This window comes from Thermoplasmata archaeon, assembly GCA_035622275.1.
Taxonomy (GTDB): Archaea; Thermoplasmatota; Thermoplasmata; order Lutacidiplasmatales; family UBA184; genus Lutacidiplasma.
Window position 1 is genome coordinate 78,762 of sequence record DASPVQ010000014.1, and the last position, 24,204, is coordinate 102,965.

The 24,204-nt window shown below is 72.5% G+C and carries 23 protein-coding genes and 1 tRNA gene; 8 read left to right on the forward strand and 16 right to left on the reverse strand.

Annotation, left to right across the window (positions count from 1 at the left end; translation table 11 throughout):
- Positions 1-305: 305 nt before the first annotated feature.
- Positions 306-782, reverse strand: coding sequence for a helix-turn-helix domain-containing protein (locus VEL82_04040; GenBank protein ID HXW67031.1), 477 nt, complete (start codon positions 780-782; stop codon positions 306-308).
- Positions 783-926: 144 nt separating this feature from the next.
- Between VEL82_04040 and VEL82_04045 the strand changes: the two genes are divergently transcribed.
- Together VEL82_04045 and VEL82_04050 are read left to right on the forward strand one after the other, a co-directional pair.
- A complete protein-coding gene (locus tag VEL82_04045; protein ID HXW67032.1) occupies positions 927-1,532 on the forward strand; it encodes a hypothetical protein in 606 nt (201 codons plus the stop codon).
- Positions 1,533-1,550: 18 nt separating this feature from the next.
- A complete protein-coding gene (locus VEL82_04050) occupies positions 1,551-1,877 on the forward strand; it encodes a luciferase family protein (GenBank protein ID HXW67033.1) in 327 nt (108 codons plus the stop codon).
- 18 nt (positions 1,878-1,895) lie between these two features.
- On the opposite strand, the gene VEL82_04055 is transcribed toward VEL82_04050, so the two are convergent.
- Genes VEL82_04055 through VEL82_04065 form a run of 3 tightly spaced genes read right to left on the reverse strand, consistent with a single transcriptional unit; the run spans position 1,896 to position 6,123 of the window.
- Positions 1,896-3,245, reverse strand: coding sequence for a DUF4147 domain-containing protein (locus VEL82_04055; GenBank protein ID HXW67034.1), 1,350 nt, complete (start codon positions 3,243-3,245; stop codon positions 1,896-1,898).
- A 56-nt stretch (positions 3,246-3,301) separates the two neighbouring features.
- Positions 3,302-4,468, reverse strand: a complete 1,167-nt coding sequence (locus VEL82_04060; GenBank protein HXW67035.1) for an FAD-binding oxidoreductase — start codon at positions 4,466-4,468, stop codon at positions 3,302-3,304.
- Complete coding sequence (locus VEL82_04065) at positions 4,465-6,123, reverse strand: 2Fe-2S iron-sulfur cluster-binding protein (protein ID HXW67036.1); 1,659 nt, start codon at positions 6,121-6,123, stop codon at positions 4,465-4,467. Before VEL82_04065 ends, VEL82_04060 begins: the two co-directional genes overlap by 4 nt.
- A 138-nt stretch (positions 6,124-6,261) precedes the next feature.
- Between VEL82_04065 and VEL82_04070 the strand changes: the two genes are divergently transcribed.
- Positions 6,262-7,332 (forward strand): phosphate uptake regulator PhoU, encoded by a 1,071-nt coding sequence (locus VEL82_04070; protein HXW67037.1) that lies wholly within the window; start codon positions 6,262-6,264, stop codon positions 7,330-7,332.
- A 12-nt stretch (positions 7,333-7,344) separates the two neighbouring features.
- Here VEL82_04070 and VEL82_04075 read toward each other — a convergent pair whose 3' ends face one another.
- Genes VEL82_04075 through VEL82_04085 form a run of 3 tightly spaced genes read right to left on the reverse strand, consistent with a single transcriptional unit; the run spans position 7,345 to position 9,834 of the window.
- Complete coding sequence (locus tag VEL82_04075; protein ID HXW67038.1) at positions 7,345-8,493, reverse strand: iron-containing alcohol dehydrogenase; 1,149 nt, start codon at positions 8,491-8,493, stop codon at positions 7,345-7,347.
- A gap of 23 nt (positions 8,494-8,516) precedes the next feature.
- Complete coding sequence (locus VEL82_04080; GenBank protein ID HXW67039.1) at positions 8,517-8,819, reverse strand: hypothetical protein; 303 nt, start codon at positions 8,817-8,819, stop codon at positions 8,517-8,519.
- A gap of 52 nt (positions 8,820-8,871) precedes the next feature.
- Positions 8,872-9,834, reverse strand: a complete 963-nt coding sequence (locus VEL82_04085) for a hypothetical protein (protein HXW67040.1) — start codon at positions 9,832-9,834, stop codon at positions 8,872-8,874.
- 152 nt (positions 9,835-9,986) lie between these two features.
- On the opposite strand from VEL82_04085, the gene VEL82_04090 reads away from it, so the two are divergent.
- Complete coding sequence (locus VEL82_04090) at positions 9,987-11,921, forward strand: glycosyltransferase (protein HXW67041.1); 1,935 nt, start codon at positions 9,987-9,989, stop codon at positions 11,919-11,921.
- Here VEL82_04090 and VEL82_04095 read toward each other — a convergent pair.
- The 4 genes from VEL82_04095 to VEL82_04110 are packed head-to-tail and all read right to left on the reverse strand — an operon-like array spanning position 11,918 to position 15,961.
- Complete coding sequence (locus tag VEL82_04095; GenBank protein HXW67042.1) at positions 11,918-13,111, reverse strand: glycosyltransferase family 4 protein; 1,194 nt, start codon at positions 13,109-13,111, stop codon at positions 11,918-11,920. The two genes, VEL82_04090 and VEL82_04095, sit on opposite strands and share 4 nt — an antisense overlap.
- Complete coding sequence (locus VEL82_04100) at positions 13,108-14,517, reverse strand: hypothetical protein (GenBank protein ID HXW67043.1); 1,410 nt, start codon at positions 14,515-14,517, stop codon at positions 13,108-13,110. Before VEL82_04100 ends, VEL82_04095 begins: the two co-directional genes overlap by 4 nt.
- Positions 14,507-15,697, reverse strand: coding sequence for a class I SAM-dependent methyltransferase (locus tag VEL82_04105; protein ID HXW67044.1), 1,191 nt, complete (start codon positions 15,695-15,697; stop codon positions 14,507-14,509). Before VEL82_04105 ends, VEL82_04100 begins: the two co-directional genes overlap by 11 nt.
- Positions 15,698-15,733: 36 nt before the next feature.
- Complete coding sequence (locus VEL82_04110) at positions 15,734-15,961, reverse strand: hypothetical protein (protein ID HXW67045.1); 228 nt, start codon at positions 15,959-15,961, stop codon at positions 15,734-15,736.
- A 362-nt stretch (positions 15,962-16,323) separates the two neighbouring features.
- On the opposite strand from VEL82_04110, the gene VEL82_04115 reads away from it, so the two are divergent.
- Positions 16,324-17,355, forward strand: a complete 1,032-nt coding sequence (locus VEL82_04115) for a tetratricopeptide repeat protein (GenBank protein HXW67046.1) — start codon at positions 16,324-16,326, stop codon at positions 17,353-17,355.
- A 388-nt stretch (positions 17,356-17,743) separates the two neighbouring features.
- Here VEL82_04115 and VEL82_04120 read toward each other — a convergent pair whose 3' ends face one another.
- Together VEL82_04120 and VEL82_04125 are read right to left on the reverse strand one after the other, a co-directional pair.
- On the reverse strand, positions 17,744-18,646 hold the full coding sequence (locus VEL82_04120) for an SDR family oxidoreductase (GenBank protein ID HXW67047.1): 903 nt from the start codon (positions 18,644-18,646) through the stop codon (positions 17,744-17,746).
- A gap of 244 nt (positions 18,647-18,890) precedes the next feature.
- The gene (locus tag VEL82_04125; GenBank protein HXW67048.1) at positions 18,891-19,352 is read right to left on the reverse strand and encodes a MarR family transcriptional regulator; all 462 of its coding nucleotides are present in this window, start codon (positions 19,350-19,352) and stop codon (positions 18,891-18,893) included.
- A 94-nt stretch (positions 19,353-19,446) separates the two neighbouring features.
- On the opposite strand from VEL82_04125, the gene VEL82_04130 reads away from it, so the two are divergent.
- From VEL82_04130 to VEL82_04140, 3 genes are read left to right on the forward strand one after another with little or no spacing between them, the layout of a single operon-like run.
- The gene (locus VEL82_04130; protein HXW67049.1) at positions 19,447-20,535 is read left to right on the forward strand and encodes an ATP-binding cassette domain-containing protein; all 1,089 of its coding nucleotides are present in this window, start codon (positions 19,447-19,449) and stop codon (positions 20,533-20,535) included.
- The gene (locus VEL82_04135; protein HXW67050.1) at positions 20,532-21,407 is read left to right on the forward strand and encodes an ABC transporter permease; all 876 of its coding nucleotides are present in this window, start codon (positions 20,532-20,534) and stop codon (positions 21,405-21,407) included. The genes VEL82_04130 and VEL82_04135 overlap by 4 nt, the downstream gene beginning before the upstream one ends.
- Positions 21,408-21,456: 49 nt before the next feature.
- Positions 21,457-21,831 carry a ferredoxin family protein gene (locus VEL82_04140; GenBank protein HXW67051.1) on the forward strand — a complete coding sequence of 125 codons (375 nt, stop codon included), beginning with the start codon at positions 21,457-21,459 and terminating at the stop codon, positions 21,829-21,831.
- Between the two features lie 784 nt (positions 21,832-22,615).
- Here the strand turns inward: VEL82_04140 and VEL82_04145 are convergent.
- The 3 genes from VEL82_04145 to VEL82_04155 form a co-directional block, all read right to left on the reverse strand.
- Positions 22,616-22,700 (reverse strand) — tRNA-Leu (locus tag VEL82_04145).
- A 61-nt stretch (positions 22,701-22,761) separates the two neighbouring features.
- Positions 22,762-23,583, reverse strand: coding sequence for a 3-hydroxy-5-phosphonooxypentane-2,4-dione thiolase (gene lsrF / locus VEL82_04150; protein ID HXW67052.1), 822 nt, complete (start codon positions 23,581-23,583; stop codon positions 22,762-22,764).
- Positions 23,584-23,645: 62 nt separating this feature from the next.
- Positions 23,646-24,137 carry an Lrp/AsnC family transcriptional regulator gene (locus tag VEL82_04155; protein ID HXW67053.1) on the reverse strand — a complete coding sequence of 164 codons (492 nt, stop codon included), beginning with the start codon at positions 24,135-24,137 and terminating at the stop codon, positions 23,646-23,648.
- Positions 24,138-24,204: the final 67 nt, after the last annotated feature.

Below are 24,204 nucleotides of genomic sequence, written 5' to 3' on the forward strand. Positions count from 1 at the left end.
GTCGGAGACGATCGAGGTCCTCGGGTCGACGAGACGTCGGCGGAGGACGAGGGACCGTTCGGGCAACGCAGCGCCTCGCATTCGGCGAAGGAACCTGCGTCGGGGTAGAGGCGCGCGTCGAAAGCCGAACGATGAACGATGCGTCGAGGTTGTTGGAAGGACCCCTGGCACGCCCAGGACACGGTGCTGTCCTCTGGGGGCGATCTAGAGAGGTCCTTCCGGGGGTGGTTGCACTAGGGCAACGGCGGCCCCGGGTATATCAGACGGCGATGGGGGGGCACTGCAACGCCTCGGGTCGAGGCGTTTCACCGCGAGCGAGGCGTCTCCGTGTCCGCCACGACGATACGGGGCAGCTCGCCCTGGATCGCCGGGGTCCGCCGCGTTGGCGCGCGCGAGGTGGCATTGTGGCGCGGCAGCAGCCAGCGCTCTCCCCAGGCGCGCAGCTCGCGCGCGGCCGGAGCGAGTCCGAGGCCCATCTCGGTCAGCGAGTAGACGACCGAGAAGGGACGCGTGCTGACGACGGTTCGCTGCACGACGCCCTGCGACTCGAGGAACTTGAGCGTCGCGCTGAGCGTCTTCGCGTTCAGGCGCGCATTCGACTTCAGGATCTCGCTGAACCGCTGAGGTCCCTCGAGAAGGCGATGCACGATCGCGAGCCGCCACTCGGTTCCAATCACCCCGACGGCGGCGAGCACCGGGCACAGGCTCCGACCGTCCGTGCCGTCGCAGGCGTCGGTACCGGACGGCGGGCTCGCGGCCCGTCGGGATCGATCGGAGTCCATCCCCGCAGCCTCGACGCCTCCTACGTCGCCGGGGGCTTTAACGGTTACGGCGTGAAAGTAGGTGAACAAGTGTAACTGCCATCACCCCCGGCGACCCCGCGCGCCGCAGCGTACCTTTTTCTTCGGTCTTGTCCGTCGCGGCGCGTGGCACTGCGGCGCCGCGAGGTCGAGCTCAGCGTCGACCGGCCCCTCGACCCCGGGAACCCGAGCGCGGGTTCCGTGCGCCTGTCCGCGCGGTTCGAGCCCGGGGAAGGAGACGCGAGCGGTCCCTCCCATGCCGATCTGATGGACGCACTCGAGGGCTTGCGCCAGGACCTCGACGCCATGGTCGGACCGCCGCTCGCGGGGCTCGTGGGCGCTCGCCCGGATCGCGATCTCGACGAGCTCGTCGAGACCTACCGACCCCGTCAGCGCGAGCTCGTCGACGCACTGCGGGATGACGGCGAGCTCACGCGCGGAGAGCATGAGCAGCTCGTCGCGTACCTCGGAGGCGCGGGGTCCCGTCCGATCCCGGCGATGCCCCAGCCCGAACCGAGCTTCGATCGTCCGATCGCCGCGGCGCCGATCTCGGCCGGCCGCTCGGTGAGCAGCGCGCGCCCGGTCCCCGAGCTGCTGCGCCAGTACCAGATCGCATCGCTCAAGCAGGCCGGCGCGGTCCGCGCCCGACGGCAGATCTCCTTCGAGGAGTACATGGCCCTCAAGCGCCACTTCCAGCGGGAGGACGTGGCCGACCCGCGCTCGACCGAGTAGCGCCTCGCGTTCTCGCCCATGATGCCGCGTCGGCCGGACCTGGCGAGCCGTCTTGAGGGTCAGCTGCGCTCGCTACCGGGGATCGAGCCCCGCCGCTCACGATGGGGACGCGGTCCGGCGTACGGGATCGGTGGGCGCGAGATCGTGCATTTCCACGGGCGATTCGAGGTCGACGTGCGCGTGACACGCGAGTTCGTCGGTGACTGTCTCCGCGCCGGGCCCCCGGATACCCGCCTGAGCTTCCGCCGGCATGGCTCCGACTGGGTCGCCGTGCGGTTACGATCCCCGCAGGACCTCGCCCTCGCGCGGGAGCTCTGCGAAGAGGCGGTCCGCAGGAATCAGTGAGCCGCGGGCCGCGCCCCCTCAGGCCGGGGTGCCCCGGGACTCGGGCTTGGGGTACAGCACGAGCGCCAGGCAGCCGACGTCGGTGATTCCCCGACGCATCCGAAGTCCCCGGGCCCGGTCGGGCGCGACCGTCGCCTCCGGATCGGTCGGGGCGCCGATCACGGCGCCCGGAGGGTAGAGCGGTCCGTCGGGGAGCGGGTTCGCGAGCGGCGTCCCGATGTCGCCGCCGGTGCGGAACAGCCCGACGCTCCCCTCCCGTCGACGGAGCTGCGAGCGGGCCACCCCGAGGAACGTCGCGAGCGCCGGACCCTCGTCGACCCCCTCGGGGAGGCCGAGGCTCGCCATCGCGAACGTCGCCACGCCCTTGGTGCGGCTCTCCGGGCCGAGTCGCTCGGTGGCGAGGAGCTCCTCGGACCGCTCGAGCAGCCTGCGGGCCGCCGCGTCGGGCGGCTCATGCATCTCCAAGAATCCGAGCCGCACGCTCCATCCCTTCTCGAAGACCGCGTCGGAAGCCGCGCGCAGCGCGTCCGATGGGCTGGCGACGACCACGGGCCGGGGGAACCGGTCCCCCGGGGGCGGTGTCGAGGCCGCGTCCTTCCCGGCCGCTGCGGGCCACGAACCACCGAGGCCGATCCGCTCGACGACCGCGCGCACCTCGGCCCGATCCGCATCCGCGATCGGCCGCATCGGTCCACCCCCGAGCACGGCCGCCCCATCACCCCGTTCGACCAGGAGAGTTGTCGTGTCGGCCTCGGGAACGAGCGAGGGCAGGCGGCCGCCGACCGCTCCCCGCCCGAGCACGCGCGCCAGCAGGCCGATCTCGCGACCGGAGGCTCCGCGCGCGAACGCGTCGGTCAGGAGGGCCCGGAAGCCGGCAGGGTCGAGGCCCGGCGGCGGGGTCGCGAGCGCGCCCAGCGCTCCCGGCGACAACAGGACGAGGAAGAGGTCCTGCGCGCCAAGTCCCGCGGCGATCTCGTGCGCGGCGAGCACGACCTCCTCCGCCTCGCGAGTTCCGGGGAGTCCCGGCGGGACGGTGACGCCCTGGAACGGCAGCTCCGGCGGGATCGGCTCCGGTCCGGCGAGGAAGCCCTGGGTGAGGCGGTCCCCCAGCGCGTGCAGCGCGCCGAGGGCCATCGAGTTCGCGGCGTTACCGGCCGCGAGGAACCCGACCTCGCGGTAGCGTCCGTCCGGGACGAAGCGGTTGCCGACCCGCAACGTTCCCGACTCGCGGCGGAGCGCGAGGCGGACCGCGTGGTAGGCGTCGGCCGCCGTCACGGCGGCCCGGTACGCGACCGCGTGCACCGGGTCCGGTCCTTTCGGATCCGGCTCGCCGGGCGGGAACGGGTCCCACGGGAACGCTCCGATCACGGGCGCGGCGAGCGTTGCGCGGGTTCAAGACGGTGCCGGCGAACCGAGGACCGGCCTCATCCGAGCTGCAACCGTTCCTTCGAGCCCGAGGGCCCGGGGACGCGGAACCGACCGGGCGCGAACTGGGCCGGATCGAGGTCCACGGCGTCCCCGACGACCGCACGCGCGACGCGCCGGGTCGCGGCCGGCGCGAGCATGAAGCCGTGGCCGCCGAAGCCGTTCGCGTGCACGAAGCCTCGCAGACGGGGGTCCTCGCCGATCACGGGGAATCCGTCCGGCGTGTCGTCGTAGAAGCCGGACCAGGCGCGGAGCACGCCGACCGGGGCGAGCCGGGGGAGCAGCGCGACGAGGGCGTGGGACATCCGCGCGAGGAACGCGGGCGTGCTCGGCATACCGGCCTGCGTGCCGGGGGGATGGGGGACGGTGAGGCCGCCGACGATCTCGCCGCGCATCGTCTGGCTGAAGTAGAGGCCGTCCGACGCTCGGACGACCATCGGATCGAGGAACGGCTTGAGGGCCTCGGTCGCCAGGATCTCGTGTCGGGTCGCGACGTTCGGGCTGTCGAGCCCCGCACGGCGGCTCACGTCGGCGGACCACCCGCCGGCGGCGTTCACGACCGCGGGGGTCTCGATGCGGCCGGCCGACGTGCGCGCCGCGACGACCCGGCCGTCGCGAGTCTCCACGGACCCGAGCTCGGCGCCGAGGGCGACCTCGACGCCGAGGGAGCGCACGGCCTCGTACAGCCCCCAGATGGCGGGAAAGGGGTAGAGCACACCGTCGCTGCGAAGGTAGGTCCCACCGACGACCGCGCCCGGGGCGATCCCCGGGAGCAGCGCGGCGACCCGGTCCGGGCCGAGCACCTCGGAGGGCAGGCCCTCGTCCGCGACGAGGTCGTGGACCGAGCGCAGGCGGGCGAGCTCGGAGTCGTTCTCGGCGAGGAACAGGTAGCCGGTCTGCCGGAACCAGATGTTGTAGCCGAACGTCCGGCCGAAGTCCCGGTAGGCCGCGACCGATTCGCGCGCGAGCCGCACGGTGGCTCGCGTCTCCCACTGCTGGCGCACGCCGCCGCCGTTGCGGCCCGACGCGCCGCCCGAGAGGAACCCCCGATCGAGAACGAGGATCGGGCCCGCACCAGCGCGCGCGAGGTGGTAGGCCGTGTAAAGCCCGACGACGCCGGCGCCCACGATCACCGCGCGGTAGTTCGCGCGCGCGGGGGCGCTCACATGTCCCCCGTCGGCGCCGTCCCGTCGAGCGACGCGAACGCGCCGAGCGGCGTCGGCGCGAGCGGCGGGCGCTGGGTGATGTACCCGACCTCGGGCGGAGCGCGGCCTTCCAGGAGCGAGAGCACGAGTAGGGCGTCGGGAAGGCAGTAGCGCCCCTGGCAGAGCCCGGTGCCGACGCCCGAGTAGCGCTTGATCACCTCGATGCCCCGGTAGCCGAGTCGATGCGCCGACTCGATCTCCTCGAGCAGCACGTCCTCACAGGGGCAGGCCACCCAACGGCCGGGCCGCGGGCCCCGCAGCAGCTCGCGGTAGTAGCCCTCCAGCTCGTGCGGCCCCTCCCGTGCGACCCCGGTCGACCTCGACAGGACGCCCTCGCGGCGGCCGAGGATCGCGTCGGCCGCGATCCCCCCGCTCGCGGCCGCATCACCCGCCAGCGCGCCGGTTGTCTCGCCGACCGCGAAGAGGCCGGGCACCGAGGTCTCGCCGGCCGGATCGGTGAGCGGGTAGTAGGCGCCCGTGCCCGACCGCCACTCCATGCGGGCGCCCGCCTGGAAGAACAGCTGCGGAGTCGGCAGGCGACGGTGCGCGAGTATCACGGCGTCGCAGGCGAGCGAGAACTCGGCCCCCCCGCCCCGCGCCTGCAGCCGCAGCCGTCGCACGCGGCCCCGGCCGCTCGCCGATCGCACCAGCGTCCGCGGGTAGAGCGGGATCTCGAGCTCCGAGGCGCGGCGCACGAGCTCCGGATGGATGGCCCCGGGCGCCACGACCGCGTCGACGCGGTGGCCGAGCTCGGCGAGCACCTCCTCGGCGCGCGCCCCGCCGCCGAGGACGATGCCGCGCCGGAACGGCGGCTCCCCGCCCGGTCGGGTCAGTGCGAGGGCGCCGTCCGCCGTCAGCACCCCGGGGCGGTCGTTCCCTCCAAAGAGGAGCATCCCGTCGTAGGCGCCCGTCGCGACGATCGCCACGCGGGCGCGCACCTCGATGCCACGGCCCAGTTCGTCGAAGCCGAGCAGGACGAACGGCTCGTCCGGCGACCGGCGCGGCGGGAGGAACGTGACGGTGGTGCGATCGAGGAGATCGGCGCCGGGGATCGACGGCGGCGCGAGCGAGCGATCGACGACGAGCACGGAGCGCCCCGAGGTGACCAGACGCGCGGCCGCCGCCGCGCCGCTCGCCCCGCCACCGATCACGACGACCTCCGCGGTCCGTCGAACGGCCGGGGCCGGCGTCCCGGCCGGTGCGGGCGCGGGCGCCGCCCCGTAGCCCGCGAGGCGTCGAACCACGCGCTGGTAGAGTCCGGTCGCCCACGCCGGACGACGGAATCCGCGCAGCGTGTCAACGCCCGACGGGAACACGAAGTCGAGGGCGCCGAGGACGTCGAAGCGCGCCGAGGGCCACGCGTTCTCCGTGACGACCCGATCGCCCTCCTGCGGCTGGTAACGGCAGGCGCGGACGTTCGGGCGCCCGTTCACCCGCACGAGGCAGCCGGTGCACTGGCCGATCCCGCAGATCGGCGCCCGTGGCCGATGGTAGCGGATCGAGCGCTGGAGCGTCGGGAGCCCTCCGCGAGCGATCGCAGCGAGCAGCGTCTCGTCCGGTCGGGCCTCCCGCGGTCTGCCCTCGAAGAGGAACCGACGCGCCGGAGCCCCCGCCATCCCGAACCGCGGTCACGAGCGGCGCCGCTCTTTACGGTAGTCCTCTCGAAGCGCCGGCGAGCGCGGCACCGGCGCGACGCGAACAATGGAGGAACGTGGTGGCTATATAGAAAGGGAGAACTCCGCCCTCCCATCCGCATGCGGAGCACCGGCGGCTTCCACGGGCGGCGCATCCAGAAGACCGGCGGCTCGACGTTCATCATCTCGCTGCCGAAGAACTGGGTCGTCAACCGCGGCCTCAACGCCGGCGACACGCTGTTCTTCACCCCGCGGGCCGACGGCTCGCTCACGGTGTTCGCCGACTCCGGCGCGCCGGGCGACGCCGAGCGCCGGATCGTCGAGATCTCGAACGATCTCGAGATCGAGCACTTGTTCCGTCGCCTGATCGCGGAGTACATCGCCGGCTACCCGCTGCTCGAGATCCGGACACCGGCGCGGATGAGCCCGCGCACGCGCGAGGTGATCCGCAATTTCGCCCAGCGCATGATCGGCCCCGAGATCCTGGAGGAGACTGCCGAATCGGTGATCCTGCAGGACGTGGTCGGCCAGAACCCGCTCCCGATCCCGTCGGTGATCCGACGGATGCACCAGATGGTGCGCGCGATGCAGACGGACGCGATGGCCGCGTTCCGCGCGCGCGACCCCTCGATCGCCCGGGACGTCATCGAACGCGACTGGGAGGTCGACCGCCTCCACTGGTTCCTCCAGAAGCAGGTGACGAGCGCGCTCCGGGACGCCCGGATCCTCGCGACGCTCGACCTCACGCTGCCGGAGTGCTCGACGTACCTGCTCGCCTCGCGCGTCCTCGAGCGGATCGCCGACCACGCGGTCCGCATCGCCGAGACCGTGACGATCCTGGGCAAGGAGCGCACCCCGGACCGCCTGTTGAGCGAGCTCGACCGCATGGCGAGCGCCGCCGCCAGCGCGCTCGCGGACGCGCTCGACAGCCTCGACTCGCGGGACATCGCGAAGGCCAACGCCGTCATCGACGCCGCGAAACGGATGACGCGGGAGCGCGACCACGTGCTGCACGAGCTCACGAGCAAGCGCGGCCGGCTCGCGGTCGGCCTCGCCTACGTGCTCGAGAGCCTCGAGCGCAGCGCGTTCTACGCGAGCGATCTCGCGGAGATCGCGATCAACCGGGCGGTCGAGTCCCCCGCGGCGACCGACGAGCGCGGCCACCCCTCCGCCGAGCACGTGGCGGCGTAGGCGGCTCGGCCGTCACCCGGGACCCTCCCCGAGGATCGCGCGCGCGAGGTCGGCGACCTCCGCGGCGGTGGGCACGCGGGGATTGCCGAGGGAGGCCGGGGCGCGGCGCGTCTCGGCGACGACGCGCTCGAGGCTCGCGCGGGCTCGCTCCAGGTCGCCGCCCGCCTCCCGGACGGTCAGCGGCAGGCGAACCTGGTCGGCGAGGCGTCGCGCGCGCTCGGCGAGCGTCGTCTCGGTGCGGTCGTCGTGCGCGCGCACCCGGTCGGCGAGTCGTTCGAGCCGGTCCCGGGCGCCGGGTTGGTCGAAGTCGAGGACGTAGGGAAGCGCGATCCCGAGGAGACGGCCGTAGCGTAGGCCGGTCGGGCGCACGAGGGCGCGCGCGAGCGCGTGCGCGAGCCCGCGCTGGGCGTTGGACGCGGCGAGACCGCCCAGGGTGGCGGCGAAGTGCAGGGCTTCGAGCGCGTCGGGGTCGTCGCTCCATCGCACGGCGTGCGGGAGCCGCTCGACGACCGTGGCCGCGGCGGCCCCGGCGAGCGCGTCCGAGAACGGGTTCGACCAGGCCGACACGTAGGCCTCGGCGGCGAGCGCGAGCGTCTCGAACCCGCCGTCGACCCGCTCGTCGACCGGGAGGCCCCGCGCCAGCGCCGGGTCGATGAGGGCCCAGTCGGGGACGAGCGCGCGGTGCGCGAGCTCGATCGGACTGCCGTCATCGGCGAACAGGTCGGCCGCCCAGCTCGCCTCCGCACCGCTGCCGCTCGTGGAGGGGATCGCCGCGAGTCGGATCCGCGGGGGCTCGGTCACGTCGGCCATCGGCGTGAAGCTCGCGAGGTCGGCGTCGGGCCGCTCGGCGGCGAGCCGGGCGGCCTTGGCGCCATCGATCGTGCGCCCCCCTCCGACCGCGACGACCCAGTCCGGCGCCTGCTGGCGGATCCGCTCGGCCAGGATTCGCACTCCGGCGAGCGTCTCGGGCTCCCCCACGTCCGTGACGGTCTCGATCGTGGCATCGGACTTCGCGAGCTCCTCGGCGATGCGCCGGGGTCCGCTCGCGGAGGCGAGCGATCGGTCGACGAGGAGGAGCGCGCGGCGCGCGCCGAGCCCGCTCAGTTGCTCGATCGCCCCGGTTCCCCAGGCGATCCGGGGGGCGACGAAGAAACCGCTCATCGAAAGGGCGGTGACGGCGAGGGCTAGCCGAGCGCCGCGGGTCCCTCCCGGCAGCGCCGGCAGGCGCCGGTCGCGGAGAAGGCGATCCCGTCGACGCTCCAGCCGTCCGGGTGCCGCGCGGCGAGCTCGGTCAGGACGTGCCGGTCGAGCTCGGTCAGCTCGATCCCCTGGATCCGGCCGCAGTTGCGGCAGACGATGTGCGCGTGCGGCTCTTCGCCGAGCTGGACGCGCACGACGCGTTCGAGCGGGCGGGGCGAAGGCTTCGCGGTGGGCCGGGACCTCGCCGGGCCCCGGCGGAGGCGGCGCGGCGACGCGCGTCGGGCCATCGCGGCGCGCCAGCGCGTGAGGGTATTTAGTCGGTGGCCGGCGCGGCGCGCCTCAGAAGAGCGTAGGACGATCGGGCGCGCTCGGCAGCGCCCGGTCCACCCCGCGCCCGAGGTCGGCGGCACGCGCGAGCAGCGCGTCCGCGCAGATCAGCTCCTCCCACGCCGCTCCGGTGTTCACGATCAGGCGGTGGTCCCGCGCGTCCCGGGCGCTCCCGTCGAGCACCGCGGCGCCCAGCGGTCGGAGGCGGGTGCGCCGGGCCGCGCCCTCGAACCGGGTACCCGGGCCGCTCGCCTGTACGACGCTATCGGTCCACACCTCCCGCGGGGCGTCGAGCAGGGCGTCGTCGAGTTCCGGCCGACGGTAGGCACTGAGGCTGACGAACAGGCGCGGGCCCGGGAGGCTCGCGGCGCGCAGCACGGGTGCCTCCGCGGAGGTGGCGAGGACGATCGTCGGGACCCGTTCCGCGAGCTCCTCGGCACTGGCGGCGAGCTCGACGCGCAGGTCGAGGGTGCGCTGGGCCCAGTCCCGGAGCTCCTCGCGGTGGGCGGGCGCCGGGCTCCAGGCGAGCGTGCGTCGCAGGGGAAGGGTCGCGGCAAGGCAGGCGAGCGCGTTGCGCGCCTGGTACCCCGTTCCGAGGATGCCGAGCTCCTGCGTCCGGGGTTCGACGAGGTGGATCGCCGCCGCGATCGTGGCGCCGGTGCGCAGGTTCCCGACGAGCCGGCCGAGGAAGACCGCCCGCAGCTCGAGGGTCGAGAGCCGGTAGAGCGCCACGATCTGGTGGCCCCGGTCGAAGCCGTCGGAGCGATACTGGTACGAACGGAAGCCGAGCAGGTCCTCGCCCGGGAGGGCGGCCCCGAGGAGGGCCATCATAGCCCCGCCCGCCTCGGTCCGGCGGCGGGGCAGCGGGACCACTTCGCCCCGGGCGTCCGCGCGATACCCCCGCTCGAGCGCCCCGACGATCGCCGGGATGTCGACGAGGTCCCGAACGTCCTCGTCGCTCAGGATCCGGACCATCGGCCCCGCCCGCGACGAGGCCGGGGATCGGCTTTACGCGGCCGGTTCACAAACTCCGAGGAGATCGTGGGCGCGCCGGCGGCGGGCGACGTGATTCCCAACGCCGGGAACGGCGGCTCGGATTCTTAATGGCCCAGTGGGCTCCTCGGTCGGTGCTCCGCGAATCGGGCGTCCTGACCGGCGGTGTCGTCGCGCACAACGAGGAGCGGCACGTGGCCGGCGCGATCCGCTCCCTGCTGGACCAAGAGCTCCCGTCGACGGCGCGCTGGAGCACGATCTGGGTCGTCGCGAGCGGGTGCACCGATCGCACCGTCGAGCGGGCCCGCGCCATCGCCGACGACGATCCTCGGGTGCGCGTCGTGGAGGAACCCGAGCGTCTCGGGAAGGCCCACGCGATCCGAGCGATCCTCGGCCGTGCCGACGGCGAGAGCCTCGTCCTCCTCAACGGCGACGCGCGCGCCGAACCGGACGCGGTCGGCGAACTGCTCCGCACCGCCGGCGGGGTGCCGGCGCCGTACGCGGTCATGGGCCGACCGTGTGTCCCGCCCGGGATGCGCGGCCGCTGGGCCGGGACGCTCCGCCTGATGTGGGAGGTCCATCACCAGTTCCACCTCCTCCTGCGGTCCGAAGGCGGCGGTGCTCACCTCTCCGACGAACTGTTGCTCCTGAGCCTGCGGCCCGCTCCCGAGCTTCCGGACGGCATCATCAACGACGGCTCGTACCTCGGGGCGTGGCTCGCCCGGCAGGGGGGCGCCCGCCTCTACGCGCCCGGGGCCCGGGTCGCGATCACGATCCCCTCTCGGTGGCGCGACCATCTCCAGCAGCGACGGCGGGTGCGCTTCGGTCATCGCCAGGTCGCCGACGTGCTCGGCATCGCCCCCACGAGCCTCTCCCGGTACGCGCTCGGCTCGCCCGCTTCCGCCGTCCGTGTCCTTCTTCGCGCGCGCCGCGCCGAGCGCGCCGGCCTCCCGTCGCTCGCCGCGCTCGGGGCCGGTGAGCTCGCCGCCGCCGGGTTGGCCGGATGGGACCTGTTGCCTCCGCGCCGGGACCACATCCGATGGCGGCGGATCTCGAGCGAGGATTCGACGGAGCGGGCCGGCGGCGGACCCATCGAGGCGCGGGCCGCGCCGGATCGGCGGTCCGGAGCGACCGAACTGGATCGGCGCGTGGCCTCGCTCGTCGAGGTCGCGGGCCGGTTCCGCACGGGGGTCGGGCTGGACCAGCTCCTCACGCTCCTGCCCGACGAGGGACCTTCGACGGTCGCCGGCGTCGCGGAGTACGTCGCCCGGCGGCCCGCGCTCGGCGATGTGCGCGGAGACCTCGTCATCGCCGCCGGAGCGACGCCGGAGGCGCGCGGGGAGCGCCGGGCCCGCGGAGTGGCGTTCCAGGCGAGGGCCGAGCGGGTGCTGGCCCGGGACCTTGCCGGCCTCGGCCCGTGGTTGCGGTGCGTGGGGGTCACCGGCTCGACCGCCTACGGCGAGCCGGAGGCGGGCGACGATATCGACTTCTTCTTCGTGGCGCGCGCCGGGGCGCTGTGGGCCTGCCTCGCCTACGCCTACCTCGAGCTGCGGTTCGGGCCCGCCCGCCTCGAACGCGCTCACGGTCCGCCGATCTGCCTCAACTACGCGCTCGACGAGCGCGCGGTGGAGCGGGAGTTCGCCCGGGACCAGGGCCTGCTCTTCGCCCGCGAGGCGCTCACGGCCCGGATCCTGCGCGGCGAGTCCTACTATCGAGGGCTGCTCGGACGCGCACCGTGGATGGCGGGCGAGCTGCCCCGGCTCTACGCCCTCCGCCGGGGCGACGACGCTCGCGCCCCCGGCCCGCCCGTGCCGTTGCCGGTCCGCGCGCTGAACCTCGCCCTGTTCCCTCTCCTCGCCGCGTACCTCCAGATCGCCGGCCTCCGGCGGAACCGGCGGCTGGAACGGCACGGCCGACGGGAGGCCCGCTTCGCGACGCGGACGGCTCCGCGGGGATTTGCGTACGTGTCGCAGCGTTTCGAAGCCCTCCGACAGGCGTACGAGCCTGTGCGGGCGGCGGGCGGGTTCGCGCCGGCCGCACCGTCGACGAAGACGCCGCTCGAACGCTAGGCGGGCGCCGAGACGGCCGTTCCGGGTGCGAGCTCTCGGAACAGGGCGAGGTACTGCGGGGCGAGTCGGGGCCAGGCGAAGCTCGCGGCGCGCGCCCGGCCGGCCGCTCCGAGCCGGGAGGCGCGGATAGGATCGTCCAGCAGGGAGCCGATCGCTTCGGCGAGCGGGCCCGGTTCGCCGGGCGGCACGAGGAGCCCGGTGCGCCCGTCCGCCACGACCTCGGGGATCCCGCCGACCCGGCTCGCGACGACCGGAAGGCCAGCCGCCATCGCCTCGAGCAGGACGATCCCGAACGGTTCGAAGCGCGACGGCAGCACGAGGAGGTCCGCGCGTGCGTACTCGCCGAGGAGGGCGGCCCGCGGCACCGGCCCCGTGGCCGTCAGCCGGCCGGCGATCCCGCGCTCTCGGGCGATCCGCTCGGCCGCGGCGAGCCCACCCCAGTCCTCGCCGACGAGGCGCAGCCGGGCCGCGCGGGTCCGGGCGAGCGATGCGAACGCCTCGACGAGCGTCTCGATCCCCTTCTGCTCCGGATAGAGGCGACCGACGAACAGTACGATCGGATCCTCCGGGCCGGCCGGACGCGGCGCGCGGGCGGAGAACTCGTCGAGGTCGACGCCGTTCGGGATCACCCGGATGCGACGCTCGTCGACCCCGTCGCGGGCGAGCGCGTCGGCCTCCACGTGCGTGAGCGCGACGATCCGATCGGCCCGACGCAGCGTCGCCCGACGGACCGCGCGCGCGTAAAGGAGGGAGGCCCCGGTGCCGGTGCCCGGGTCCGAGTGCGGGGTGATCACGAGCGGGACGCCGCGCAGGTCGTGGGCGACGCGCCCGGCCCAGGTCGGGAAGTAGCCGAAGGCATGCGCGTGGAGCACGTCCGTCGGGGCGCGCAGCGCGTCGACGAGCATCCCCGGCGCGGCGATGCCGAGGCCGTGCCGCACGGGCACCCATCGGACGGCCCGGTGGCGTCGGACCGTCACGGACGCGTCGGACGGGCCGAAGGCGCCGCGCGCGAACGGGCGATCGCGCATCAGGTCCGTGGTCACGACCTCCACGCGGGCGCCGGCGGCGGCGAGCTCGCGGGCGAGCTGCTCGACGTGGCGCTCGACGCCGCCGAGCGCGGGAGGGAAGCGCTGCGTGAGCTCCAGGACGCGCGGCCCCCCGCCGGGCGACGTCGGGGTAGGACGATTCATGCGGTCGTTCCCCGGCGCACCCAGCGCCCGACGCGCACGAGGCCGTCCAGGCACCAGGGGATCGGTCGTTCCTGGTCCTTCGCGATCGCCCAGAGGAGCTGGGCGAGGGTGACGGTGACGATCACGGCGAGCCCGATCAGCGCATACGAGCGGAACAGTCCCCAGGTGTCGTTCTGGTCGAGGGCGGCGGTATACGGCTGGACGGCCGTGCTGAGCGGGCTCACGAAGCGGATCCCGAGGTCGTTGTTGACGAGGAGCCAGACGAGGGCGAGCGCGTAGGTGAACCGGAAGTAGGCGCGCCGGCCCGGATGGAAGACGACGACGTCGAGGACGAGGAGCGAGAACAGGTAGAGCATGTACTGTTCGTAGACGCCCCAGCGCAGCAGCAGGAACGTCGTGACGACGAGCAGCATCGCGCGCAGCTCCCCGCGGGGCGTGGACGGGCGGAGCCCGGCGGCGCCCACGTAGCCGGCGACGATGATGCCGGGTACCCAGAGGTACGCCGCGACCGTGTAGAATCCCGGCACCCGGAATAGGACGGTCTGGACGGCCGGGAGATCGAGCAGGGAGGCGTAGTTCATGCCGAGGCCCCCGCCGTGCGTCTGGGAGGTGCCGGTCGCGAGGAGGCCCGTGAACGCCCAGCCCTCCGCCGCGAACACCGCGAGCGTCAGCGCCGCGGGCAGCGCGAGCGCGACGACGAACAGCAGGCGACGCGCGCCCCGCTCCCGGAGGATCTCGAGCGGTAGGAAGATCGCCGTCAACCACTTCACGAAGATGCCGATGCCGTAGAGGACGTTGCGTTGGAGCGAGGAATCGGCGAACAGGAGCGCGAGGACGACCACGACCTCGATGGAGTCGAACTGGCCCCAGATCGCGGTGATGATGATCGAGTACGGGAAGAACGACCAGAAGCCGACGATCTGGACCGTCCGCGCGGAGTCCTGGGTCCAGCGCATCACGAGCCGCCCGAGCAGCAAGGCCGTCGCGACGTCCGCCAGGATCGGCGGCTGCTTGAGGAGGAAGTAGAGCACGAACCGATCGCCGCTCCCGACCACCTCCCAGAGCCGGTACAGCTCCCCGAGGAGCGCCGGCCAGAAGGGCAGGTAGGCGGCCGCGGTGATCGGCTGGGTGAGGTACGCGAAGCTGACGCCGGGGACGGCGGGCCAGAACGAGGAGTACGGGTCGACCCCGCGCGCGGCCGCCGCGCCGGTGCGGATCCAGACCTCCAGGTCGAACGGGTGGCCGGTCCAGAAGGAGAACGCCTCCCGCAGGAGAAGGCCCCCGAGCAGCAGCGTCACGGCCCGGGCCGGCAGGCCAACGCGTCCGAGCGTCGGCGGCGAGGGAGCAGGGGCCTCCGTTCCCGGGGCTACGGTGGCAGGAACGCCCGCGCTCTCGTCAGTGGCCATGCCGGTCCTGAGCCGTTCCCCGGTCGGGCCGCCGCTCGTAATCGAGGAGTACCCACTCCGCGAGCAGCGGACCCATGGGCGCGCTCGCGATCCGTGCGTCCCACCGGCGAGCGCGCTGTCGCCCCATTGGCGTGGGCAGCAGGCGGCCCACCCAGTCCGGATCGAACGGCGGGGCGATAGCCGAGATCGCCTGCGTGCCCACGCGGCGGAACCCGACGCGCAGCAGCCGGTCCCACGCCGCCGCGGTCCGGACGGTGAGCTCGAGCGGGTAATGGCCACGGCCGCCGGGCACCCGCTCCGTGAGGCGGGATGCGGCGGCCCGGGGTCGACCGGAGGCGATCTCCCAGGCGATGGGCGCGAGGGCCGGCCGATTCAGCGCCACGAAGGCGAGGCGTCCTCCCGGCCGGACGAGCCGGGCCAGCTCGGTGGCCGCGCGCGGTAGCTCCGGCTCCAGGTTGAACGCTCCGAAGGCGGAGAAGGCTCCCCCGATGGCGCCGTTCGGAAGGTCGGCGGTGACCCGGTCGAGCTCGCCGAGCCGGCCGGTCCGCCGCTCGAGGCGGCCGTCGAGCCCGGCGGCGGACGCGCGCCGATGGAGCTCGCCGAGCATCCCGGTCGAGACGTCCACCACGATGAGGCGATGGCCCCCTGCGAGCAGTGGGAGCGTGTGGTAGCCCGTGCCGGGGCCGATCTCGAGGAGCGGATCTGCCCCGCGGAAGATCCGTTCGAACACTGGGATCGCCCGGTCCTTGAGATACCGCTCGACCGGTTTTTCGGCGAGCGCCCGGTCGTAACCCTCCGCGGCCCGGTCGAATTCCTCGCGAAGTCGCTCCGCGGGCCGGAGCGCCGGCACCGGCCGGTGCGGGTCGAGCTCGAGCAGCCGTGTCGCCTCGGCGAAGTGGGTACGGAACGTCGTCTCCCCGTACTTCGCGCGGAAACGCTCGCGTACCCGATCCGAGTCGATCGGGTCGACGATCTCCCGGGCCGCACAGGCCAGCCCTTGCGCGTCGCCCAGCTGGACCATGGCACCGCCCGCGCCGAGCGCGTCCCGGAACCAGCCCGCGGTCCCAGCACTCGGTATGACGTAGAAACGGCCATCCTCGCGGACGAAGAGGAGCGGGACAGGACGCTGAGCGGGAAGTCGGAGCTCTAGGGTGGCCATCTCCGGGCCCAGCGCCGCCACGCTAGGGTCTCCGGCGGGGCGATGGCCATCGCCCGCTCATCGACCGTCGGGATAGACCTCGGCGATCAGGGCGAGCACGCGCGGCGTGCTGTAGCCGGCCCGCGCCACGATGCGGTCGGCCGTGCGGATCCGCTTCATCCCGACGAACCGGTGCGAGACGATGAACAGGTACGAGTGGGTCTTCATCGTCAGGGAAACGATCCCCCCGTGCGGCTCGAGCAACACTTTCACGGTCCGGCGCTCCGAGATCCAACGCGGACACACGGCGCGGGAACTTCCGACCGGCGGGATAAAGGTGGGCCCGATTCTCCCGAGGCCGGGAGCCCGAGGTCCGAGGGTGGTATCCGCCTCCCTGCGCGACGGAGATTAAGGAGGGGGCCGCGCCTCGCCGCAGGACGCGAGGGAGTAGGCACGCATCGGACGGGCCTCTCCGCGCACGTGACATCGCGGGGGGCGCACCACGCCGGCGGCCACCAACCGGCGCAGGACCTTGGAGACGGCACCCTGGGTGGCGGAGAGTCCGGACGCCATGCCCCGCTGCGCGGATTCGGGCCGCATCACCGCGGGAAGGGCGACGACGCGGCTGGGAACGGTAAGTAGACGCGCACGATCTCGGCCGCGGCGGCATGGACGAAGCGAGCGCGCTGCGCTATCTGTCGCTGGCCGACGAAGCGGGCGAGAAGCTCGATGGACCCGAGGGCGATCGGTGGGCGGATCGCTTGGAGCAGGAGCACGAACGTCTGGGGGAGGCGTTCGACTGGCTGGCCTCGCACCAGCGGAGCGCGGAGGCGCTGCGGCTCGCGGCCCGCATCTGGACCTTCCAGTTCGATCGCGGCTACGCCGAGGAGGGTCGTTGCTGGCTGTCCCTCGCCCTCGACGCCCCCGGAGCGGCGGCGCCGACCGCCGTCCGGGCGACGGCGCTCTACGCGGCCGGAACCTTCGCCTTCCGGGCGCTGGATCAGGAGCGAGCGAAGCGCTACTTCGAGGAGCTGCTCGACGTCGCGCGCTCCCTCGACGATGGGAGCCTCGTCGGCCAGGCCTACGGGGGCCTCGCCCGGGTGGCGTTACGTCGCGGCGACACGACGGAGGTGCGGCGATGGAGCGAGAACGCGCTCGAGCTCGCCCGCCAGCGGAGCAGCGAGGCCGCGACCGCCACCCCCCTCCACATGCTCGCGGCGGCGGCACGGCTCGACGGGGACCTCGACGGGGCGCGGCGACTCTACCGGGAGAATCTGGAGCTGAACCGCCGGCTCGGTCGGTCGAGCTGGGTGCGCGCGGAGACGTTGAACCTCGCGGCGATCGAAGTTCTCCGGGGGAGCTCCGACGACGCGATCCCCCTGCTGCGCGAGAGCCTCCGCCTGGTCCGCGAGAGCTCGGATCGCTACCTGATGCCGTACGTGATGGCGTGGTCGGCCCGCGCGGCGCTCGCCCGGGGGGAGGCGGCGCTCGCGACCCGGCTCCTGGGCGTGGCGCAGGCTCAATCCGAACGCACCGGCCTCGCGATGGATCCCGACGAGGAGCCGGAGTTCCATCGCGGAGTCTCGGCCTGCCGAGCCGCCCTGAGTGCCGGCGATTTCGAGCAGATGTGGGACAGCGGGCTCCGGACCTCGGACGAGGAGTCCCTCGGGCTCGCCGACCGGTTCCTCTCGGTCCCGTGATCACGATCCCGGGCGCGCTCGCGCGTCGCCGGCCCGGGGTCGCGACGGGGGTGCCGCCCCGCGTTGGAACCCCGGGGCCGGGCGAGAGCGCACGACGGCAAGCTCCGCTCGTTCCGCTCCACAGGCCTCGCCACCAACCCGCCCAGCGCGAACCGGGAGTGGAGCGACGTTGAGGGCGCTACCCGTCTCGAAAAGGGCGCACGCGAAGCGGCTCGATCCGCCTAGCTCGGACCGCCGGGCGCCATCGGCCGCTTTTCGCCTTCCCGGCTCGGAATGCTGCCTCGCGCACGCACGCCCGAGCCCCACGCACGCGGGCCTCTCGGATGGAGCCGGTCCGTTCCTCGAACCGCGGAGCAGGTCCCGCTGCGGGGAGGCGGATCCGAAGCGACTACGGTAGCCCGTCGGATCCGCGCAATCTTCGGGCGAGCTCCTCCGGGGGCAGACGGCCCGGGTGGGACTCGTTCAACTCCCGAGTCAACGACAGGAGTCGATCCACCACGGCGCTCAGCTCCTCAGCGGTCCCGACGACGTAGCGGGACTTGGGCTCGTCGTCGAAGAGCGCGTGAGTCACCGCATGAGCTACCGGTACCGGGAGAGGGTACTCCAATCGGTGCCGCACGTTCGGCTGTTCCAGGTACGTCAGCGTCTGCAGCACTTGATCTCGGTACACCGAATCGGAGCCGGTCCACCGGCGCCGCAGCTCGTCGCCCCGGCGACGGAGCCCGCTGTCGAAGATCCTCGTCTGGAATGCGCCCGGCTCGATGGTGATCACACGAATCCCCAGTGCGGCCACCTCTTCTCGGAGGACGTCGCTGTAGGCTTCGAGGGCATGCTTGCTGATGTTGTAGGGGCCGATGAGCGGCTCGACCAGGAACCCGCTGATCGAGCTGATGTTCACGATCCGTCCCTTCGATTCGCGAAGGAGCGGGAACATCGCCGCGATCATGCGATGCGCTCCGTCGAGATTGACGGCCAGCACCTCGTGCAGCTCGTCGATCGACATCTCGGCGAGAGGACCCAGATTCCCGATCCCGGCACAGTTCACCAGGCCGAACAGGCCCCCGTCCGTGGCTCGCACCCGGGTCACGGCGCGATCCACCTCCTCCGGGCGGGTGACGTCCAGGGAGAGGGGTGTGACATGAGCGAGGGCGCCGAGCGAGTCGAGGTCTTGGGCCGAACGAGCGCCCGCCCATACCGGGCATCCCTTCGACGAGAGGAGTTCGACCGTCGCCCGGCCGATGCCCGAGCTGGCCCCCGTCACCAGAACCGCTCGACCCGACAGGTCGGTCATTGGTCGGCCCCTCGCGTACCCCGGATCGGCCTATAAACTCCGTGCGGGTGAACCCGGGTCCTCGCGCCCGTCCCGGCGTGTCGCTCGCCGTTGATGATGCGTTGTCCGTCGCGCGACGGGGGCCCAGCGTGCCGCCGAGGGACCACCTGGTTCGGAGGCCGTGAACGGCGCGTCCCCGTGCGCGCCGACCGAGCTTCCGCTCGCACCCATGACCCGGTCGTGCGGTCGCACGTGGCGGTCGGGATCACTCGCGGGGGGGCGCTGCCGACGGGTTCGCCAGCTTTCGCAGCAGCGTCTGGAAGGTGGCGATCTCCTCGTCCGTCCACCCCTCGAACAGCGGGATCGCGGTCACCGGGAAGCGTCGGTGCAACGTGTGATGGAAATGGTGGCCCTTGATCGTAACCGACAGGCGGATCACGCGTCGATCCTTACGATCCCGGATTCGTCGCACGAGGTGTTCCTGCTCGAGACGGTCGATGAGCGTCGTCACGTAGCCCGGCGAGACGCCCAGCAGGGCGGCGAGCTCGGTCTGGGTGATGCCCGGACGATCGTGCATGATGTAGTGCAGCGCGAAATGCTGCAACAGCGGGAAGCCCTCCCCAGTCGGGCCCGCGCCCGCTCCCGCCAGCGCGCGACCGAGCGCGCCGCGCATGAGGCCCAGCGTCTCCTCGATCCGGGTTTCTCGAGGCGTCGGGGAGGGCTCCACGGGCCCCAGAGTCCCTGGGGCGCCAAGAACCTTTCGCACGCAAATGATTCTCTAGAAAACAATTTATTAGAGAACGACTCTGGGGTAAACGACTATGGCCGCCGCGCTGCCCTCCCCGGTCCCGATCGCCCATGCCGATACCGCCGACTCCGAGCCGATGATCGAGGTCGAGGGTCTGGTGAAGGTCTATGGCGGGACGAAGAGGGACGCGTCCAGTGTCCGAGCGGTCGACGGGATCGGCTTCCATGTCGGGGCCGGGGAGTTCTTCGGCTTCCTGGGTCCCAACGGCTCGGGCAAGACGACGACGATCAAGGTCCTCACCACCCTGCTCCAGCCGACGCAGGGCCGAATCCGCGTGCGGGGATACGACGTGGTCCGGGAGGCGCCGAAGGTTCGGCAGATCCTCGGCTACGCCGGCCAGTCGATCGGGGTCGACGGCGACCTCACCGGTCGGGAGAACCTGCGGCTCGTCGGCCACCTCTACCATCTGCCCAAGACGGTCGTCCGCGACCGGGTCGAGGAGCTCCTCGACGTCCTGCAGCTGACGGAAGCGGCGGACCGCCCCGCCAACACCTATTCGGGCGGGATGCGCCGGCGGCTCGACCTCGGCTCCGGCCTCGTGCATCATCCTCCGTTGCTCTTCCTCGATGAGCCGACGACCGGGCTGGATCCGCAGACCCGCAACGGCGTCTGGGAGTATCTTCGCAAGCTCCACCGGGAGGAGCGGACCACGATCTTCCTCACGACCCAGTACATGGAGGAGGCCGACCAGCTCTGCGAGCGGATCGCGATCATGGACCACGGTCGCATCGTCGCCACCGGTTCGCCCCGGGAGCTCAAGGCCGCGATCGGCGCGGACCTCGTGACGATCCGACTTCCGCAGGACGCCCAGTTCGAAGCGACCCGGGCCCGCGCGCTCCTCCTCGCCCGGAGCGTACCCGGGGTGGAGGGGGCGGTCGAGTTCGAGCACGGGGTCACGATGCGGGCCCGCAACGGGGGCGCGACGCTCGTCGAGGTCCTGCGACGCCTGGAGTCCGAGCAGATCCTGGCGAACGAGGTCGCCGTATCGCCGCCGACGCTCGACCAGGTCTTCCTCCAGCACACCGGCCGGGAGATGCAGGTCGAGGAGGTCCGGCCCGCCTCCCGCACCCACTGGAGCTCCGGACGGAGGAACGGACGATGACCTCCGCGGAATCGGCCTACCGCCGGTCGCTTCCGTCCCTCCCCGCCACCGGGGCGCTCGGCTACGCCGGGGGTCGGCTCACGGAGGTCCTGTGGGTCGCCTACCGGAGCCTGCGCAAGCTCAGCCGCAACCCCTTCCTGTTGTTCTTCACGCTGATGATGCCGATCGTCTGGCTCGGCATGTTCAGCCAGACCTTCGGCACAGTCTTCGAGCGGGCCGCGGACCTGCCGGGCCAGGCGCCGCCCACCTACGACTACATCGCGGTCCTGCTGCCCGGGATCGCCGTCATGAGCGCGATCCAGAGCGCGGCCCAGTCCGGGTTCTCCATGGTGAGCGACATCGAGACGGGGTTCATGGACAAGTTCCTGGTCGCGCCGATCTCGCGAGGTTCGGTGCTGATCGGCAAGACGCTCGCGGACGGGATCCGGATGGCCGCCCAGACGGCGATCGTGCTCGCGATCGCCTTCGTCTTCACGCTCGTCTTCGGCTGGAGGATCCCCTTCGCGACGGGCGTCGCGGGGGACGCGATGATCGTCCTAATGACCGCCGGCTTCGGTGTCGCCTTCGCGGGCCTGTCGAACTCCGTCGCTCTGTTCACGAAGAACACCGAGTCGACGATGGCGGTCAGCTTCACACTGACGTTCCCGCTCCTGTTCCTCTCGACGGCGATGCTACCGGCGGGGCTGCTTCCGCCGTGGCTGCAGACGTTCTCGCGGTTCAACCCGGTGAGCTACGTCGCCACGGCGTCGCGTTCGCTGATCCTGACCGGGTTCGACTGGACGCAGATCGGGCAGGCGTTCCTGGCGATCGCGATCGTCGGGGTCCTGCTCTACGCGCTCGCCGTCACGGCGTTCCGGCGTCAGGGCCGATGAGCCGGCCGGCCCGCCTCGCTCGGGACGGCGCGGGGTCGGTCGGCTCCACATGAGCGACCCGACCGGCCCCGAGCTTCCCGAGGGCTCGCCCAACGCGGCCAAGGCGCGCCGGGCCGCGAGGGATCCCCGGCGGCCTGGCGAGGAGTGCCGAGCCGCCCCCGGGACCTGGCGTCCCATCGTCGACCTGCGGCGATGCGAGGGCAAGTCCGACTGCGTCGAGGTCTGTCCGTACTCGGTGTTCGAGCTGGGAACGCTCACGGACGCCGAGTACCGATCGCTCGGACACCTCGGACGCGCCAAAGCCCGCCACCATGGGCTCCGGACGTCGCGGACTCCCCGGGCGACCGAGTGTCGGGCGTGCGGTCTCTGCGTGGTATCCTGCCCCGAGGATGCGGTGCGCCTCGTCCGGCGCGATTCCCCCTGAGATGCCGTTCGGGGCCGTTCCGTGGCCTCCCGGGCCGGGGCCGACGACCCTTGGCGCCTCGGTCCGGGAGGGATACGGTGTGGCCTCCCCTGAGGTACCCGGCGCCGTGTGAGTCCGTCGCGTCGGGACGGCACGGGCCTCGTCCGTACGCGGGTGCTGCATTCGGGGAACGGAACCCACCTCACCACCCGGGGATTCGGCCTAGCCGAGCCGAGCGGGCGCCCGCGTGGGTAGGATCGACGGACGATGGCCCATATCACGGTCTTGCGTGACCAAGCGAGAGGCGCCTCGTCGCTGTCCGGTGGCGGCGATGATCGCGTCGAACGCCTGCCCGACGTTCCGGGCTTCGGCGGCGGTCAAGCCGGCCCGGATCTCGGCGAGGGAGAGGGTCGACACCATCGCTCGAACTTTCCCCGCGTCGATGAGGTCGAGCAGCCGCGTACACCCGGCGTGGCCCGTCCTGTTCCGGTTCCGAGGCGACACGAAGATGTTAGCGTCGATGAGAAGCCTCCGACCGCTCACGGCGCACTCTCCGCTGGTAGGTCACGCCGTCCTCCTTCAAGGGGCCGAGCCGACCGAGGAGTTCGGGGACCTTCGAGGGCTCGGCCTTGCGCTGTACCCCGCCCGCTCTCCCACCTCCAGGTCGACCACCGGCCCGGTCGTGAGAGTAGGATATCCCAGGTTCAAGGCAGGGGAGTCTCGGGCTCGGACGAGCCTCGACGGACTCGCCACGCCATGGACGCTACGTGGGCACCCCGGGAAGTCCTCGCACCCCCCGGGGAAATGCGGGGAGAGGGATTTGAACCCACGAACCCCTACGGGACCAGACCCTGAATCTGGCGCCTTTGGCCAAGCTTGGCAATCCCCGCGCGCCGGCGCGGTAGGGTTAGTCCCATATCAGGGTTCGGCCGCCCACTCCGGCGGCCGGTGCTAGGCGGGCGTCGCCGCGACGCTCGTACGTCCGGCGCGCGACTCTTCCTCCACGATCCGCAGCGCCTCGGGGACGCTCGCGCGCTCGTGGACGATCGCGCGCAGCGCCTTCAGCATCCCCACGGGGTGGTCCGACTGCCAGATGTTGCGGCCCATGTCGACCCCGTGAGCCCCCTCGTCGATCGCGCTCCGCGCGAGCTCGAGCGCGGCGCGCACGCTGTCGAGCTTCGGCCCACCGGCCACCACGAGCGGCACGGGGCACGCCTCGACGACCTTCGTAAAGCCGTCGCAGTAGTAGGTCTTGACGAGGTGGGCGCCGAGCTCGGCCGATACCCGGCAGGCGAGCGCGAGATAGCGAGCGTCCCGCTTCTCGAGCTCCTTGCCCACGGCCGTGATCGCCATCACGGGCATCCCGACGTCCTCCCCCGCGTCGACGAGCTCGCCCAGGTGGACGAGCGACTCGTGCTCGTGGGCGGCGCCGACGAAGACGCTCATCGCCACGGCGCTCACGTTGAGCCGCAGGGCTTCGCGCATCGACGTCGTGATCTTCTCCTCGGAGAGGTCGTCTTTGAGGATCGTCGCGCCGCCCGAGACGCGTAGCACGATCGGCGTCGACGTGTGGGGCGGCACGCATCGTCGCAGGATCCCCCGGGTGAGCGCGAGCGCGTCCGCGTGCGGGAGCAGCGGGGCGATCGTGGACCGAGCGTCCTCGAGCCGGTGGGTGGGGCCCATGAAGTAGCCGTGGTCGACCGCGAGCATGACCGTGTTCGCGCTCGCGGGCGAGAACATCCGGCCCATCCGGTTCTCCATCCCCCAGTCCATCGTCGGTCCTCGCTCGGCGTCGAGCCGTTCGGGCTCTTTTAGGTTGTCCGCGCCCGGTCGGTTCAGCTCGCCGTGCCGGGCTCCGTCGTCCGACGCGAGACCGGCACGCGCCGGTCCTCCTTGACGCGGTTGAGCACCACCTGGGTGTTGGTCCGCTCCACGTGGGGGTCCTGCAGGGCGTGCTTGACGAACCGATCCAGGTCGCGTCGGTCGCGGAAGCGCCCGATCAGGAGGGCATCGGTCTCGCCGGTGACGTCGTAGATCGCGTAGGCCCGGGCGTCGCGGGCGAGACGTTCCTCGACCTCCCGCAGCCGACCCTTCGAGATCCGGATACCCATCGCCGCCCACAGGTCCCAGCCCAGCTGCTCGTCGTCGAGCAGGGGGATGTACCCACGGATCACACCCGCGCTCTCCATGCGGGCCACCCGCGCGCTCACGGTCGTGGGGGAGACCTTGAGGCGGTGCGCGATCTCGCGATGGCTGCGGCGCGCGTCGGTGTTCAGCTCCTCGAGGATCGAACGGTCGAGCTCGTCGAGAGTGGACGTTCGGCGCATGAGTTGGCATGGTCTTGCTACGAATTAATACTTCTCCGTAGAATAATGGTCAAACATCCATTTTTGG

Coding starts and splice junctions, on each gene's coding strand:
- VEL82_04040 (HXW67031.1), bottom strand. CDS start 782: ATGGACTCCGATCGATCCCGACGGGCCGCGAGCCCGCCGTCCGGTACC.
- VEL82_04050 (HXW67033.1), top strand. CDS start 1,551: ATGATGCCGCGTCGGCCGGACCTGGCGAGCCGTCTTGAGGGTCAGCTG.
- VEL82_04065 (HXW67036.1), bottom strand. CDS start 6,123: ATGGCGGGGGCTCCGGCGCGTCGGTTCCTCTTCGAGGGCAGACCGCGG.
- VEL82_04070 (HXW67037.1), top strand. CDS start 6,262: ATGCGGAGCACCGGCGGCTTCCACGGGCGGCGCATCCAGAAGACCGGC.
- VEL82_04075 (HXW67038.1), bottom strand. CDS start 8,493: ATGAGCGGTTTCTTCGTCGCCCCCCGGATCGCCTGGGGAACCGGGGCG.
- VEL82_04080 (HXW67039.1), bottom strand. CDS start 8,819: ATGGCCCGACGCGCGTCGCCGCGCCGCCTCCGCCGGGGCCCGGCGAGG.
- VEL82_04085 (HXW67040.1), bottom strand. CDS start 9,834: ATGGTCCGGATCCTGAGCGACGAGGACGTTCGGGACCTCGTCGACATC.
- VEL82_04095 (HXW67042.1), bottom strand. CDS start 13,111: ATGAATCGTCCTACCCCGACGTCGCCCGGCGGGGGGCCGCGCGTCCTG.
- VEL82_04100 (HXW67043.1), bottom strand. CDS start 14,517: ATGGCCACTGACGAGAGCGCGGGCGTTCCTGCCACCGTAGCCCCGGGA.
- VEL82_04115 (HXW67046.1), top strand. CDS start 16,324: ATGGACGAAGCGAGCGCGCTGCGCTATCTGTCGCTGGCCGACGAAGCG.
- VEL82_04120 (HXW67047.1), bottom strand. CDS start 18,646: ATGACCGACCTGTCGGGTCGAGCGGTTCTGGTGACGGGGGCCAGCTCG.
- VEL82_04130 (HXW67049.1), top strand. CDS start 19,447: ATGGCCGCCGCGCTGCCCTCCCCGGTCCCGATCGCCCATGCCGATACC.
- VEL82_04135 (HXW67050.1), top strand. CDS start 20,532: ATGACCTCCGCGGAATCGGCCTACCGCCGGTCGCTTCCGTCCCTCCCC.
- VEL82_04140 (HXW67051.1), top strand. CDS start 21,457: ATGAGCGACCCGACCGGCCCCGAGCTTCCCGAGGGCTCGCCCAACGCG.
- lsrF (HXW67052.1), bottom strand. CDS start 23,583: ATGGACTGGGGGATGGAGAACCGGATGGGCCGGATGTTCTCGCCCGCG.
- VEL82_04155 (HXW67053.1), bottom strand. CDS start 24,137: ATGCGCCGAACGTCCACTCTCGACGAGCTCGACCGTTCGATCCTCGAG.